The sequence below is a fragment of the Nitrospira sp. CR1.1 genome (genome assembly GCA_014055465.1).
In the GTDB taxonomy this organism is placed as follows: domain Bacteria; phylum Nitrospirota; class Nitrospiria; order Nitrospirales; family Nitrospiraceae; genus Nitrospira_A.
Map to the genome: position 1 here is coordinate 124,792 of WIAF01000010.1, position 16,218 is coordinate 141,009.

Consider the following 16,218-nt stretch of genomic DNA (forward strand, 5'->3'; position numbering starts at 1 on the left):
TTTTATGAAGTAGTAGTCCAGCACTTGACATTTGTCCATAAGACGACTATACACATTTTTATATGGACAAATGACAAGCTAACGCAAAACCGCTAATCGCACTTAGACATCAATGGCTTAGATGAATATTCCTGAGCACAATCCTACCCCTGAAGGCACTGAATCCGCCCCTCTTCCAGCTGCCCTTCTTAGCGAGTCCGTCTGGTCACCCCTCGCCTACACCGGCCTACTCCACTTTCTCTTGGATGGTGGGATGACGGCCCTGTCAGCGCCTACCCAACTCGTCTACTTACAACTTGTCCGAGAAGCATTCGGTCGCCGCCGCAATCCCGTGGCGATGACACTGGATCGTATGCAAGCTCGCACGGGATTGAGTCGCTCCACCATTCACCAGGCGCTCCAACGGCTGGCACATCCGGATGTGGATATCGTGAATGTCGTTCATCCAGGAGGGGGAAAACGCGCCGGTCTGTACGAGCTCAGACCATGTTCCTATCAAAAACTCGTACACCAGCAGGCGAAGCCATTGCGGACGCGTCGCCGGCCAAAGCTGGTAGATGCATCAGATGTGCGGTCGATTGAGAACTTGCTCGCACATTTGAGCGAGGAAGATCGGGCTGATTTGCAGATCGTCTACGAGTCGCTGCAGGCCTCTGAGCGGAAATCTCTTGAGGAGGAAGTCCGCGCTCGGTTTCATGACATCGGCCAGAATCCTGATAAAACGACGTTTCAGCAAGGCCTGCTTTTTTATTTGCTGAAGCAGCGAATGTACGGACGGCTCAGATCAAAGTACCCCACCCTATCTTCGCCATCCCAATAAGATCCCTATCCAACTCGAAGTTGCGCGGGCGCAACTCTCAAATATTCTATTCGCGTCATTTAGAGCATTACGTGGAATATGAACATTTTCACATTCCACGCTGGCTCATAGAAACATACTTAAACCATATCGATATCAATATAACGGCAAGATAATGTTTATAGTTATATTTCACGCACAATTAAAAGTATTGAATCGAACGCTGCTGCCATATCCAGCTCGCATCGCATCTCCTTGAGTTGCGCGGGCGCAACTGCAAAATATTTGTGCTTTGAGCTGATTGAATATAGTTATTATATAAAGTAGTTGACAGACTGCACCGTCAGGCGTAAGGAAACATCTAATTGCTGCCCCATGTCCACAAGCTAATCCTGTGCATGTTAGACAAAACGCCATGGCAAGTTAGATGTCCGGACCTGGTTGGTTATTCTAATCGTCCGGAGTCTGGCCTATACATAGTAGGTCAAGGAGGTACTAATGCCGAATGTAGTGGCCGTTATTAACCAGAAAGGTGGAGTTGGCAAAACCACGACGGTGGTGAACCTCGCGGCAGCACTTTCTAGACTTGGTCATCCCGTTTGCGTGGTCGATATTGACCCGCAAGCGAATGCATCTTCGACACTTGGGAAGGTAAGTCCATACGAAGCCAGAGTGACTGCCGCCACACTACTGATGGATAACAAACGCGATGAGGACATGACCGCACCGTGGTATGACACCATCGAGAAAGAGGTTCGCCTCATCTACGGCCATGTGTCCTTGACCAAAGCAGATCGCGAACTTCCCAGGGTGTATCCTACGATGCCCTCTATCGTGTTGAAGCGCCGCCTGGAGCAGATGGCATTTGGGGATGATGATATTGTCCTGATTGACTGTCCGCCAACCCTTTCAATCCTCACGATCAACGCTCTAGTCGCTTCAGACTACTACCTGACCCCCATGATGTCCGGATCAAAATACAGCATCACGGGATACGAGGACCTCATGGAGCTGGTGCGCGATGTAGTTGATAGCGCCAATCCTGCCCTGAAGTGTTTGGGGATCCTTGTCACGCAGCATGATGGGCGGAAGAACGTCTGTAAATCCATGCGGGGCGTGATCGAACGTCGTTTCGGAGACCTTGTATTTAAGACCGCGATTCCATTGGCTGCCAAGATCCAAGAATCGGAATCGCTAAAGAAGACGATCTTTCAACTAGATCGGCAGAGCAATGCCGCACGCGAGTTTATGGATTTAGGCCGCGAGGTCTTGGCGCGTATGGGGTTAGGTGCATTGGCGGAGCCGGAAGACATGGACGAACCGGTCGAGGTTGGGGCAGGTGAATCATGACGACCAAACAAGTCTCCAAAGGCAAAGAGGAGAAACCCCCTCTCTCGAAAGGCAAAGAGATTAAATCGGAACGCCCAAAGTCATCACACCTGGCTGATCTCGAAGCCTCTTTTGATCGTGATGCTCGTCGTATTCGCCCGTTTGCCCTTCTCGGCTTGGATACACAAGGTGAGCAGCCCGGACCAGAGCCCACAACGCCCAATAGCCCAATACCATCAACACCCCCCACCGCAGCTGTTGGAGGTAGCGCATCTGCATCCGTCCCGGTAAGCCCAGAAGTCACGGCTTCGTCTGTGGCTGTCAAAGTGGCTCCCGTGGTTGCGGAAGAGGGGGATCGACTACGTCGGCTAGAAGAGGTCGTCGAAGTCCCGCTCGATCGGCTGGTGCCGAGTCCTGACCAACCACGATCCGAGGTTGATGCTTCGGCTGACCAGGAGCTATTGGAATCAATTCGCGCTTACGGAGTCCTCACTCCTATTCAGATCCGACCTGTGGAGGAGGGCAAGTATGAAGTGGTTGCCGGCGAGCGGCGATGGCGGGCTTGTGCGTTACTCGGCAAGCCTTCGATTCCGGCTCTGGTACGTCGGAAGGACCGAGACCGAGCTGCCGCCGAGGCGTTGATCGACAACGTCGTCCGGAAGGACTTGTCGGCCTTAGAGGAAGCCAAGGCCTATCAAGCCCTGATCGAACGGTATGGTTTTCAGCAGTCCGAGTTAGCCGAACGTCTGGGCTGTCATAAATCACGCATTTCAAAGGCGCTCAGCATTCTGAAATTGCCAGAGACTATCTTGAACGTATTCTTTGGACCTGAAAGTCACATGACGGCGGCCCACGCAGAGGCATTACTCCCCCTGGCTCATGACGAGCCACGCCTCCACGCGATCGCTCGCCGTGCCTCAAAAGAATCGTGGACTCGAGACCGCATCCGACAGGAAATCGATCGCAAACCAAGAATTAATGAAGGCGCCCAAGCCGTGCGGTTCGTGGAGCGTGGGAGGGGTGGAGACCGTGGGTTCATGCTGACCATTCTCTTTCATTCCAACAAGCCGCATGAAATCCCAATGATTGAAGAAGCCTTAAAACAGGCGTCGGAGCGCATCCAGGAGTTTCGTGACAAGTTGACCTAGTCTGGGATCTTCGGTGAAAAGTTTCATTCAACTTACGAACAGACGGGCGGCATGCTGAACAACGTTGGCAATGGTTTTTCTCAGTCCGAAATATTTCAGCATTTTTGAATATTTATAGTATTACCGGATCGAGCACGAGCGATGAGAGGGTGCGAGAAGTGAGTTATCCACAGTCCCATCGCTACTTGAATGAAGATTTCGCGTTAGTTCGGTGAAGCTCACGCTAGTTGAGTGAAGAAAACGGCTCAATTCCTTCGCTAGTTGAGTGAAGAACGACGTAACTTGAATGAAGTCACGCTACTTCGATGAACAACACAGTTTTTGTAAGACATTGATTGTGCAATACAAAGCAAGAATTAAGCGCCTGACAAGTCGTGTCCCTACGTTAGAATCTTACGAAAGAATTAATACATAACGTTACGCTGATGGACGTTGATTTAACACCGCTTTCGGAACCGGATGAAGAGACTCTTTCCCCTGTCGGGATCTCCGCTGAGTTAGTCTTTCCCGGCACTCTTACCGATCCAGGCTCCTTGTCCGTTACCACTCCCGATCATCTCCTCAGCGAGCATATCTTGGGATCGATTCCACTGTGGGAAGCCAAAGGTCGGCCGACGGGAGCGAAACGAGCCTCTTACCAGAAACAGATCTATAGAGATGTGTGGCGCAACGGCCGTCTGTGCAAAGTCTCGTTGGTGGTCTACGGTAGCGGCGATTTGGGGCTTCCAAATTCAATCGATCTCGAGTTCTTTCGGGGGTTTGAACGGTGGACGAAAGCCGCGATGAGCAGCGGCGAGCCGTTTAATCAGTTAGTCAAGATCTCAGGGCGCGAATTGTTGGAGGCGAGCGGGAAAGGTCTTGGCGGGGCTTCGTATCAGGAAATGGATCGATTCTTCCTACGCATGGCTGGGACGATGATTGGCGCCGGGCGGGATTGGCGACAGGAAGGCGAATCAGGAGGAACGGAGAAGCGTCCTCGCTCGAACAAGGGAATCGTTTTTCATATCTTTCAAACGGTAGTGTTGCCAGGGCAAGTCAATGCGGATGGCTTTGTGGCAGATAAGTACGAGGTTGAGCTTGCCACGTGGTATTGGATGAGCCTGCGGTCGGGCAATTGTATCGTCATCGATCATGAACTCTTTCGAGATCTTCATGGATCAATCACAAAACTGCTGCATCAACTGTTGCACAATCTGTTTTACCTTGGGCGTGGAACGGCTTCACAAAAGTATTCCGAACTGGTCCGGAATTGGCAGATCAAGCGACACAGTGCCCTGTCGCTGGTAAAGCAGCAATTAGATGAGGCTCATCGTGAGTTGCTCGAAAAGGAATTTATTTCGCGCTGGGAATATGTGCCGATTCGAACGCCTGAGGGGAAGGAGTTTGAGATTATTTGGGAGGCGGGGCCAGCCTGGTGGGCGACGGATAAAAAGACGCGAGAATTCCGTGAAGAGATGGTCGGAGCCAGTCAGCGTGAATTGCCGCAGCTCGGACGAGAGCTCGACCCGTTCCTCCTCATTGAGCAATCGGATGAGAGCAGTCCCGAGAAGGATGAGGAACGAGAAGCTTCGAACGCGAGGCTATTGAGCATCGTGCTAGAGCTGTCCGGCCGACGGAAGGACCCAAAGGTGTGGGAGAAATGGTGGAAGCGCGCGATTGCCAGCGTGCCACATCCGATGATCTGGAGACGGATCGGCGAAGTGCGTGAGCGCAGTGCGCGCGGCGAGCGTCTCAATATGGGCAGTTATTTGGCCAAACTAGTCTCGATTGATGCGACGCGATTGAATCTCCCCTGGACCACTCGAGATTCTAGTTCTTCAGAAAAGTAGCATCCCTTCACCGCACACCCTCGCGCGTCATACGTCTCGTATGATAGATGTCGCATACAGGCTAAATATGCTCCAAGTATCATATTGCCATTTTATGTGACATGGCACATAATGATCAGTTAGGAAATAAGGCATGTCGATGAAAGACCTCGCACGCGATCCACGACAGGTCGGAAATCTCGTACGCCGCGCCCGGAAGAAGCAGGGGCTCAGCCAGTCACAGCTTGGCGATAAGGCGGGATTGCGACAGGAAACGATTTCTCTGATCGAGACGGGTCATCCGGCAGCGAAGCTGCAGACCATACTGGGGATTCTGGCGGCGCTCGATCTCGAGCTTCGGATTGTGCCACGGTCGAAGGGGCAGGCTGCGGACATCGAGGAGATCTTCTGATGTCCCGCCGCCGCGCCCATGCGCCATTGCGCGTGCTGCTAAATAACCGACCGGTCGGCCGACTCAACAAGGCTGCCACGGGCGCCATTGATTTCCAGTATGAGCCCGCGTGGCTCGACTGGGAGTATGCAATGCCCGTGTCGTTGTCGCTTCCTCTTCGGGAGGACGCATACAGGGGGGCGGCGGTCACGGCGGTCTTCGACAATCTGTTGCCGGATTCCGATACGTTACGCCGGCGCGTGGCCGAAAAGGTCGGCGCGGCCGGAACAGATTTTTACAGCCTGTTGGCGGCCATCGGGCGCGATTGCGTGGGCGCGCTGCAGTTCATGGGGCTCGACGAGAATGCGCCCGATGGTGAGAGCGGCGCGATCACAGGTGAGTTGGTGAACGAGTCGGCGATAGAGAGACTACTGCAGGGCCTGTCGCAGGCTCCGCTAGGGCTGAGTCGGGATGTGGACTTTCGGATTTCTGTGGCCGGAGCCCAGGAGAAAACAGCGCTGCTCCGGCACAAGGGACAGTGGTGGAAGCCGTCGGGTACCACGCCGACCACGCATATATTCAAAAAGCAGATTGGCCGCTTGCCAGATGGGATTGATCTGTCCAATAGTGTCGAGAATGAATTTTACTGCCTCAGGCTTGCCGCCGCGTTTGGGTTGCCGGTCACTAAGGCGGAGATGCAGGACTTCAATGGGATGCGGGCATTGGTCGTCGAACGGTTCGACCGGCGATGGACCGCGGACAAGCGCCTGCTGCGCATGCCCCAGGAGGACTTCTGTCAGGTGCTCTCGGTGCCGCCGACGAGAAAATATCAGAGTGAAGGCGGGCCGGGACTGATACAGATGCTTGAGGTCCTGAGAGGCAGCGATAGTCCGACGGTGGACCGAGAGACGCTATTGAAGGCGCAGATATTTTTTTGGCTCATTGGGGCCACGGACGGACATGCGAAGAATTTCAGCATCTTTCTCGGCCCCGGCGGCAGCTATCGCTTGACGCCGCTCTATGATGTGCTGACTGCCCAGCCAAGCCTTGAGGCAGGACAGGTGCAGCGCAAGCAGATGAAGCTTTCCATGTCGGTCGGCACGAACCGTCACTACCGGATCGATGAAATTCAGCGCCGGCATTTCGTGCAGACCGCACTAGCCGCCGGTCTCTCGAGATCAGCTATTGCCATGGTGCTAGAAGAGGTCGTGGACACGGCGCCCAAGGCGCTCGAAACAGTCGAGAATGCTCTGCCGAATGATTTTCCAACCGCTGTGTCTGTTTCCGTGAGCAGAGGTGTCAAACAGCGCCTCGACGTCCTTGTTGCCGCACCGTAGTCTGTGTTGAAGCGCGCGACGTGACTCCAGCACAAGTGGGGGCAGATCGCCACAGCGAAGAGATTCAAGAAATCACATGTCCGCGCGATGTCACTGCTCCGGTTCCCACTGCCACTTATCTATCTATCCCCGAGTTCACGTGTTTTCTCTGGCAGTGACTTCAGATGCAATTCTCCTCGGCTGCTGTCGAGGGTAATCTGATACGCCCCGAGAAAGCTCAATCCCAAGAGCCCGTCAACCGTAAATGGGAGATCGGGAAGGTCGTGGATTAAGACCTGGCTATTCCTGAGCTCTGCCCCGCCGATGCGAATCGCATCCAGTATCACCGCGTCCACCTGAACCGAACCGCTTGCGGTGTGCAACAGTACGCGTGTTGCGTAGGCGGTCGAGGCCAATCCAAGCTCCGTGGCAAGTCGACGCGAAATGATGGTCTGCGACGCACCGGTGTCGACAATGAGTCGTGCCTGTTTGGAGTCATTCAAGGTGGCCATGACAACGAGGACACTTCCCGAGCGTTCCACCGGAACGGCGGTAGCATGGGAATAGTCCAACAAGAGGGGAGAGGAGGGAGTTTTACCGACATGCTGCGGCGCGTTAGGGGGAAACGGCATGCCGGTCGGAGGCATCGGTCCTGTCGAGGCCTTAGGCGACAGAAGATTGACGGCGTGACAGGAGAGAAACTGGCGGGGACTATCTGTGAATACTGTCTTGCCATGGGCATCCACGCACTCAAAGAGGGTGCCGTTTGCGAAGGTAGTCGGTACGACCAGCAGCACTAGTGTTAAGACGGTGAGGACTGTTGCCGGTGCCATCCGCGGTATGGGCAGAACATCGAGCGGAGCTTGATTACACCGCGAGGTCATGGATGTCCTGGTCCGCGGAAGGGACGGGCGCATTTGCGAGTTGAGCGAGCAGACGGTGGTCACTCAGCAGTCGGCTGACCACGGCGGTTCGGGTCGTCACCCGAGTTTTTTTCATCAAGCGTTTCAGATGATCCTTCACCGTGTGCTCGCTGATGCTCAGCTTGTTCGCAATTTCTTTGTTCGTGAGGCCCTCGAGGAGGTAGCGCATGACCGCTGCTTCGCGTGGTGTCAAATGAATCGGCGTGGCCGAGGCGGGGTGTGCATAGCCTCGTTCATCTGACAGCTCAAGTCGGTCAATCAGCACGAGTAGCTGCCCGTCACCAGGATGCAGCGGTGACGGGATACCAAATGCGCGGAGCATGATTCGACCAGAGCGAGACAAGGCGGTCTGAGAGAGGCGCACATTCTCCCAGTCGGTCGATTCGGGAGACGGAGGAAGCATTTGGATGAGTTCCTGGCAGAATGATCGTATGACTGGAGGCAGGTCTACCGTTGGCCCTGGCCGCATGATCAATTCCTGAAGCAATGCGCGCCCGTCAGCATTGAGGTGCACCACTTGAAAGGTGGATGAAAGGAGAAGCACGCCGGTTTGAGCTGGTCGACTCGACTGGTCACTGTAGGGAAACGGCCAATGAGACTTCTGTGCAGCCACCATAGTATGTCCTTGCTCCGAACGGAAGCCTGAGTCGTTCTTGCTGGAGGAGAAGCACTCCGGCGAGTCTAATGCCAGTACATGCAGCACTCAATCCCGCCTTCGGGGGCCCTCCTTCTGAGTAAGCGTCGGCGCTCCCTCGCCACCGTGCTCTCTTCTGCTGCAAGGTCCAGACATGTTCACTCTTCTTTCCACGAACGCCAGATTGAAGCATTTACCACCCTTGACCCGTGTCGAATTCCTTCCTTTCTGTGAATCGACCAGCCTGTGACCTGATGCCCGCCAGATGGGTGTACATGCATCTGGGGTGATTGTGGAGATGACTCTGGCTCTACTACTCTCAGGCGCATGCACAAGTGGTTTCCCACCATCGACGTCATCGCGCAACAAGGAGCCAGAATGCGTACCATTCGTCGTCTGCCCTTCATATTCATACTGGTACTCGGCACGGCCTTGATGTTCATGCTTGGCTCCCCCAGCATGGCAAAAGAGACGGATACGGATTCTCCAATCGGTGGTGTTGGAGGTGCTGTCCACGCCGATCCATTCACGGGTATGGCGACGACGAGTATTCCCATTGACGTGGTACCTGGGAGAAACGGGGTGCAGCCGAATTTAGCGCTGACCTATGCGAGTGCTGGCGGAAATGGCTGGGTCGGGATGGGCTGGAAGCTGGAGGTCGGGGCCATTGAGCGACAAACTCGCTGGGGCGTGCCCTATCTTCCTACGGCGAGTGACGAACAAGCCGGCAGAGTCTATACCATTCGTGTCAATGGAGTGAGTGCTGATCTCGTGCCGGCTCCATCCCCCGCGTCGTCTGACGAATATCGCGCCAAGATTGAAGGCGGATTTCTCAGGGTCAAGAAGCTTTCTGGAGGATCAGCTGGGTGGGAGGTCACGGATAAGACGGGCAAGAAATATCTCTTTGGTACAACATCATCGACTCGGATGAGTGATCCTGCCGATGCAACAAGGATATTCAAATGGTGTTTAGAGCGAGTAGAAGACCGTGACGGCAATTTCATGACCGTCGCCTATGCGGGGGACCAGGGACAGGCCTATCTTGACCATATCGATTACACCGGGAATGGCGCAACAGCCCCAACGAACACGGTCAAATTCTATCTTGAAAATAGATCTGATGCACCGGCGATGTATCTCGGCAATTATCTCATCAAAACTGCGAAGCGATTGAAGACCATTGAGGTCAGGGCGAACTCGGCCCTCGTCCGCGCCTATGCGCTCACCTATAGTCAGAGTACCAGTACGTCCAACTCCATATTGGTCTCCATTCAGCAAACTGGGAAGGATGCTTTAATTGATGCCTCCGGAGCCGTGAGTGGGGGAAGCGTACTCCCTGCGATCACAATGGGCGTATCCAGTGCACTATCGAATTTTAGTAATGCCACTTGGTCGTCGTTTGGATCAGGGGGAGGAGATTTAAGGGATCGCATGCTCGTCGGCGACTTTAACGGTGACGGCAGGAATGATTTGGCGTTTCACGCTCCGTGGATGGGTCAGATTCTTGTCGGCATCTCGACAGGAACAAGTTTGAGCTGGTCCGCCTGGGCCGGTGCTGGCACGACAGATTTGATGGGACGATGGCTGGTGGGGGATTTCAACGGAGACGGCAAGAGCGATCTCACTTACCATGATCCGTGGGGCGGCCAACTGAATGTCTTTATATCCACAGGAAGCACTTTCGGTTCAGCGCAATGGGGCAATGCAGGGGCGACGGAGCTCAAAGGTCGGTGGTTGGTTGGGGATTTCAATGGGGATGGCAAGAGTGATCTCACGTATCACAACCCGTGGGGTGGCCAACTCTATGTCTTTCCATCTACCGGGAGCGGTTTTGGTTCGGCGCAATGGGGGAATGCGGGGGCAACGGAATTAATCGGACGCTGGCTGGTCGGGGATTTCAATGGGGATGGCAAGAGTGATCTCACGTATCACAACCCGTGGGGTGGCCAACTCTATGTCTTTCCATCTAACGGGGACAATTTTGGCGTGGCCGAATGGGGCAATGCAGGGGCGACAGAACTCAATGGTCGGTGGCTAGTAGGGGACTTTAATGGAGATGGCAGGAGTGACCTCACCTACCACGATCCGTGGGGCGGCCAACTCAATGTGTTCGTATCTACCGGGCGTAATTTTGGCTCGGCGTCATGGGGCAATGCAGGAGCGACGGAATTAAGCGGACGCTGGCTGGTCGGGGATTTCAATGGGGATGGCAAGAGTGATCTCACGTATCACAACCCGTGGGGTGGCCAACTCTATGTCTTTCCATCTACCGGGAGCGGTTTTGGTTCGGCGCAATGGGGGAATGCGGGGGCGACCGAGCTCAAAGATCGGTGGATAGTGGGAGATTTTAACGGGGAAGGGAAACATGACCTCGTCTATATGAATCCCTGGGATGGTGGCTCCTACATGTTCCTGTCTGATCCGAACAATCCCCTGCCGGATTTGCTAACGAGTCTCTCCAATGGCCTTGGCGGAACAACAACCATCACTTACGTACCTTCGTCGCAGTACACGAATGCGCAGTTACCGTATCCCGTCCAGACCACCGCGACGATTACGACGTGCGACAATTGGAACAGCACGACTTCGGCCTGTGCTGGAACTGCGCTCACAACGGCCCACACCTACAGCGGTGGGTATCACCATATCGGCGAGCGGGAGTTCCGAGGTTTCAACTACGTCAAGGTGACTGGGCCGGTGGGGCCCACAGGCGAGCAGCTCCTTTCCGAGACATGGTTTCATCAAGGCAATGACGTGGCCGTGGGGACGAACAACCCGAACGTCGCGCATGGCTACACGAAGGGCCTGCCCTATCGGACAAAGGTGACTGATGCGACTGGCCATGTCTGGTCGGACGCAACGACGGCCTATTTGGCTGATGCCGATGGTGTGGCGCCATTCTTTACTCCAGTAACTCAGGTGGATGCCAGCATTGACAATGGGGCGAAGCAAACCAGAACCGTTTACGCCCAATATGACACCTACGGCAATGTCCTGCGCGAAGACCAGGTTGGAGACATTAGTACGACTACTGACGATCGGACATTGATCCGGACCTTCGCCAATAACACGGCGGATTGGTTGCTGGGGTTCCCGACCAGTGAGACGGTTTATGAAGGGATTGGACTCAGTCTTCAGGTCGCTCAGACTACGCTCTATTACGACGGCACGGCTAGTTGCGGGACGGCCTCGACGAACCAGACTCCCACGTTGGGGCATCTCACACGTACGGTCCGCTGGCTCAACGGTGGGACCAATCCCGAGACTCGCATGGCCTACGATGCCATGGGGAATATCCTCTGTACCCGCGACGCCAATGGAAATACCACGACCTTGACCTACGACAGCATGAATACCTTCGCGAAGACGACGGTCAATCCGCTGGGGCATGTGGTGACCACCCAATATTACGGGGTGGACGGCGTGGCCACGGACAAGGGGCTCTTTGGCCAGGTCAAGAGCGTAACCGATCCAAACAATCAAACGACGACCAGCGAATATGACGCCTTCGGCCGCAAGAGCAAAACCACGACTCCGGATGGGCTGATCACCACGGCTACCTACAACTACGGCATAGGTTTCACCATCGGCACCCAGCATGTGTTGACGAGCACCTCCGGCGCCGGCCTGGCTACGGCACTTACGAGCGCTACCTACTTTGATGGATTAGGCCGTTCGCTCAAGAAAGAAAGCACCGGACCGGATGCCAAGATCATTGTGACCGAGGTGCAATACGACAGCCGCGGAGCAGTCCGGAAGAAAAGCTTGGCCTATTTTAAAACCCTCGAATCCGTCACTGGCCGGTGGGCCACGACAAGCTATGATGCGCTCGGGCGGGTCGTGCGCATGGACAGTCCAGACAGCACCCGGGGCCTCGCTTGCTTCGCAGATTGGGTCACGGTCACGATTGATGCGGCCGACCATCGCAAGCGTGAGACTAAAGACGCCTACGGCCGGACGGTTCGTGTCGATGAATATCAAAGTACCACGAGTACTTGTGACACGGCGGTCGGCACCCCCTATGCTACGACCACTTATCAGTATGACGTACAGGGCAATCTTCTGTCCGTGACGGATGCCAAGGGCAACGTCTCAACTATGACCTATGACACCTTAGGCCGGAAGACCGCCATGCATGACCCCGATATGGGGAATTGGAGTTACCTGTACGATGCGGCCGGCAATTTGACCAAGCAGACCGATGCCAAAGGCCAGGTGCTGTGGTTCCAGTATGATGCGCTCAACCGTCGGGTGCAAAAGGACTTCACGACGCAGAAGGCCGTCGGCTCCGGGGATGTCCGCTACACCTATGACGGATCCACAAATAACCGAAAGGGGCGATTGCAACAGGTCGTCGATGCGTCAGGGACGGTCGTGTTCCAGTACGATGGACTCGGTCGTATTACCCAGTCGGACAAAACGTTGGATGGCACGACCTACACCACGCAAAGCACCTATGACGGGCTCGGGCGGCTCCTGACGGTGACCTATCCGAGCGCCCCTGCGAAGACCATTAGTTATGCCTACAATGGGCCGGTGTTGGACAAGGTGTTTGAAAGCACCACCACCTATATTCAGTACATCAACTACAATGCGTTTGGGCAGGCCGGCACGACGGCCTATGGCAATGGCGTGTCCACCACGATGACCTATGCCAATGCCAGCAATACCGTCTGCAGCCAGCAGAACTTTCGGCTCTGTACCTTAAAGACGAATGGCCCAGGTTCTGGTGGCGGAGGTGGTGGAGGGGGATCCAATACCACTTATAGTGCTGTGGCCGATTTTTCCGGCACGCAGGGCTTCCATGGCTGGTACTACCTGAGCTCAACGGGAGCTCAGCTCACCTGGAACGGTAATTTTTGGAGTGGGACCGACGGCTATATCGGCCTGTGGAACGATGGGGGGCATCCGGGCAACAGCACCGATGCCGTGCGCCGCTGGGTGGCGCCCTCTGCTGGCAGCATCCAGATTACCGGTACGACGTTCGATGGGGACACCTCCTGCGGGATAGATGGTGTTCAGGTGACCATCAAGAAGAATGGGGCCGTCCTGTGGCAGCAGACCATCGCGGCCGGGGATACCACCGGCTACAGTTTCAATCTGTCCAATACGGTGGCGATGGGAGATCAGCTTGATTTTGTGACGAATAAGCTGACCACCTCGGCCTGCGACAACACCGTGTTCAGGCCCACGATTGTCCTGACGACTTCTGGCGGCGGCGGTGGCAGTAGCACGACCTATAGTGCCGTGGCGGACTTCTCTGGGGTACAGGGTCAGCAGGGCTGGTACTACCTGAGCTCAACGGGAGCCCAACTCACCTGGAATGGCAATTTTTGGAGTGGGACCGACGGCTATATCGGCTTGTGGGACGATGGGAGCCATCCGGGCAACAGCACCGATGCCGTGCGCCGATGGGTCGCGCCGTCTGCGGGTAGTGTCCAGATCACCGGTACGACCTTCGATGGGGACACCTCCTGCGGGATAGATGGTGTTCAGGTGACCATCAAGAAGAACGGGGCGGTCCTCTGGCAGCAGACCATCGCCGCCGGGGATACCACCGGCTACAGTTTCAATCTGTCCAATACGGTGGCGACGGGAGATCAGCTTGATTTTGTGACGAATAAGCTGACCACCTCAGCCTGCGACAATACCGTGTTCATGCCTACGATTGTCCTGACCACAGGCAGTGGTGGTGGCGGCAGTAGTGGTACGGCCTATCAGGATCTTCGGTATGTCTATACGCCAGACGGCAATGTCAGCGACATCTACGACAACCTGGTGGCGGGAGGAGGCGGGGATCAGCACTTGAGCTATGACAGCTTGAGTCGGCTGACCTTGGCGAACGGTCCTTATGGGACCAGCGGGACCAATACGTCACTCACGTACACCTACGATGAACTGGGGAATCTGACCTTCAATACCCAGGTAGGCACCTACACCTATCCCCCTAGCGGCTCGAGCAGTGTCCGTCCCCATGCGGTTGCGACCGCCGGCAGTAATACCTACAGTTACGACGCGAATGGCAACCTGACCAGCGGGGCGGGGCGCACGCTGACCTACAATCTCGAGAACAAGCCCGTAACGGTGACGACGGCGGGCCAAACTACCACCTTCGTCTATGACGGCGACGGCGAGCGGGTCAAAAAGAACGCAGGGTCCACGACCACGCGGTATATCAGTAAGCTCTACGAGTGTGACAACACGAGTTGTTCACGGATGATCTTCGCGGGCGGACAACGCATTGCGACCATCGGTTCCGGTGGAGCGACCTACTATTACCATGCGGACCACCTCGGCTCATCGAGTGTGATCACCGACAGCACGGGGTTGAAGGTTCAGTCCATCGCATATTATCCGTACGGCGCGCCACGCATGAATCAGAGCTTGATCACACCGGTCATCGACGTACCGTATAAGTATACGGGTAAGGAGCTCGATAGTACCACAAACCTCTACTACTACGAGGCACGCTACTACGATGCGACTATAGGGCGCTTTATGAGTGCAGATACGATCGTTCAAAACCCAAAGGATCCTCAGACGCTAAATCGCTATACATATGTACGAAACAATCCCTATAGGTACACAGATCCAACTGGTCAGCGCTTCCTGGGCGATGTGGGGAAATTCCTGGGCCGCTATGTAGCGCCCGTAGTGTCGGGGGCTATAGGCTATTGGGTTTGTGGCCCAGCGGGACCGATTTGCGCCGGCGCAGCATCAGGACTTACACAAGCTGCGGTTGCGCAATCCGAAGGAAAAAATGCCAATTTGGTAAGAGGAACTTTGGGCGGAGCTGCAGGTGTCGTTGCGATGGGAGTTGCGAATACGCTTCCGGTTTGCGCACAGCTTGGCGGTGCATGTGGATTTGCGGCATCCGGTGCAACCTATGCCGCAATTAACAAGAGAGACCCGAGAGAAGGGGCAAAGCAAGGCTTGATAGGGGGCGCGATTGCATTGCCTATCATAGTGGCAACATCGTATATAAATGCCAGCGGTCCCTCAGGTTCAAGAGAATTGACCCCTGATGAAGTTGAATTAGCCCGATCTGTTTTTAGTGAGAAGGTCGATCTATCGTCCGTGCGGATTTACAACTCTAAATACATTTTATTGCAGGGGCAACGATTTGCCATGGCTCCAGACGGAAATATCTATTGGCCACAGGATAATGGCAATATGGCTAACAGTTTCCCAAAACTGTTCATTCACGAAATGACTCATGTTATGCAATTTCAACACGGCATCAATGTGCTATTTCAAGGGTTTCTCCTACAAGGCGCGAAATACTTGAGTGGTCAGCTGTATGACCCCTACAAATTTAGTTATGATAAGGACCGCCTATTCAGTGATTATAATATTGAACAGCAAGGTGAATATGCCGTAGAAATCTATAAAGGTACGTACCCTTCAACCGCAATAGACTATTGAAAAATGGCAAGAAATCCGTTGATTTTCATTGTACTGCTAGCAGTTATTTCCTGTACCTTTTTGTCTTGCTCCCGGGGCTTTATTGTGACAGTGGAGGGTAAATATGGCGACGCAGTTTATTTCCGTTTCCATGACCCTGTCGACGGTAAGATTACGAAGTACAACGTAATCGAGCTCATCATTCAAGAGAAAAAGGAGGGTAATCAGTGGGATGTAATTTGGGCTTTAAGTGGGGAGCAATCGATTGATGAGGTGCAATATGGTAAGAAATATGAGGGCTTCAACGAGATTACCCAACCACGGGTCCTTTCGCTGAAAGGGGAATATCGTGTGCACGTCAAGGATATGCCAAGGTTCGAGCCTCCTGGATACGGCTATGCCCGATTTACATTCAATGAAAGTGGGGAAATAGTCATGCTGAGATAAGTGAAAATTACCGTTGGTC

At 54.6% G+C, this 16,218-nt stretch carries 10 protein-coding genes; 8 read left to right on the forward strand and 2 right to left on the reverse strand.

Annotation, left to right across the window (positions count from 1 at the left end):
* Nucleotides 1–253 precede the first annotated feature (253 nt).
* From GDA65_16390 to GDA65_16415, 6 genes are all read left to right on the forward strand, one after another.
* Nucleotides 254–820, forward strand: a complete 567-nt coding sequence (locus tag GDA65_16390; GenBank protein MBA5864268.1) for a helix-turn-helix domain-containing protein — start codon at nucleotides 254–256, stop codon at nucleotides 818–820.
* 477 nt (nucleotides 821–1,297) lie between these two features.
* Nucleotides 1,298–2,149, forward strand: coding sequence for an AAA family ATPase (locus tag GDA65_16395; protein MBA5864269.1), 852 nt, complete (start codon nucleotides 1,298–1,300; stop codon nucleotides 2,147–2,149).
* Nucleotides 2,146–3,276, forward strand: coding sequence for a ParB/RepB/Spo0J family partition protein (locus tag GDA65_16400; protein ID MBA5864270.1), 1,131 nt, complete (start codon nucleotides 2,146–2,148; stop codon nucleotides 3,274–3,276). The genes GDA65_16395 and GDA65_16400 overlap by 4 nt, the downstream gene beginning before the upstream one ends.
* Nucleotides 3,277–3,701: 425 nt before the next feature.
* Nucleotides 3,702–5,105: a hypothetical protein gene (locus GDA65_16405; protein MBA5864271.1), complete on the forward strand. Its 1,404-nt coding sequence runs from the start codon at nucleotides 3,702–3,704 to the stop codon at nucleotides 5,103–5,105.
* A 139-nt stretch (nucleotides 5,106–5,244) separates the two neighbouring features.
* Complete coding sequence (locus tag GDA65_16410) at nucleotides 5,245–5,496, forward strand: helix-turn-helix domain-containing protein (GenBank protein MBA5864272.1); 252 nt, start codon at nucleotides 5,245–5,247, stop codon at nucleotides 5,494–5,496.
* The gene (locus GDA65_16415) at nucleotides 5,496–6,812 is read left to right on the forward strand and encodes a type II toxin-antitoxin system HipA family toxin (GenBank protein MBA5864273.1); all 1,317 of its coding nucleotides are present in this window, start codon (nucleotides 5,496–5,498) and stop codon (nucleotides 6,810–6,812) included. Before GDA65_16410 ends, GDA65_16415 begins: the two co-directional genes overlap by 1 nt.
* Nucleotides 6,813–6,931: 119 nt before the next feature.
* Here GDA65_16415 and GDA65_16420 read toward each other — a convergent pair whose 3' ends face one another.
* A complete protein-coding gene (locus GDA65_16420) occupies nucleotides 6,932–7,708 on the reverse strand; it encodes a DUF4124 domain-containing protein (protein MBA5864274.1) in 777 nt (258 codons plus the stop codon).
* Complete coding sequence (locus GDA65_16425; GenBank protein MBA5864275.1) at nucleotides 7,659–8,330, reverse strand: winged helix-turn-helix transcriptional regulator; 672 nt, start codon at nucleotides 8,328–8,330, stop codon at nucleotides 7,659–7,661. Before GDA65_16425 ends, GDA65_16420 begins: the two co-directional genes overlap by 50 nt.
* A 345-nt stretch (nucleotides 8,331–8,675) precedes the next feature.
* Here GDA65_16425 and GDA65_16430 point away from each other — a divergent pair, with 345 nt between their 5' ends.
* Nucleotides 8,676–15,773, forward strand: a complete 7,098-nt coding sequence (locus GDA65_16430; GenBank protein MBA5864276.1) for a hypothetical protein — start codon at nucleotides 8,676–8,678, stop codon at nucleotides 15,771–15,773.
* Between the two features lie 3 nt (nucleotides 15,774–15,776).
* Nucleotides 15,777–16,199 (forward strand): hypothetical protein, encoded by a 423-nt coding sequence (locus GDA65_16435; protein MBA5864277.1) that lies wholly within the window; start codon nucleotides 15,777–15,779, stop codon nucleotides 16,197–16,199.
* Nucleotides 16,200–16,218 lie beyond the last annotated feature (19 nt).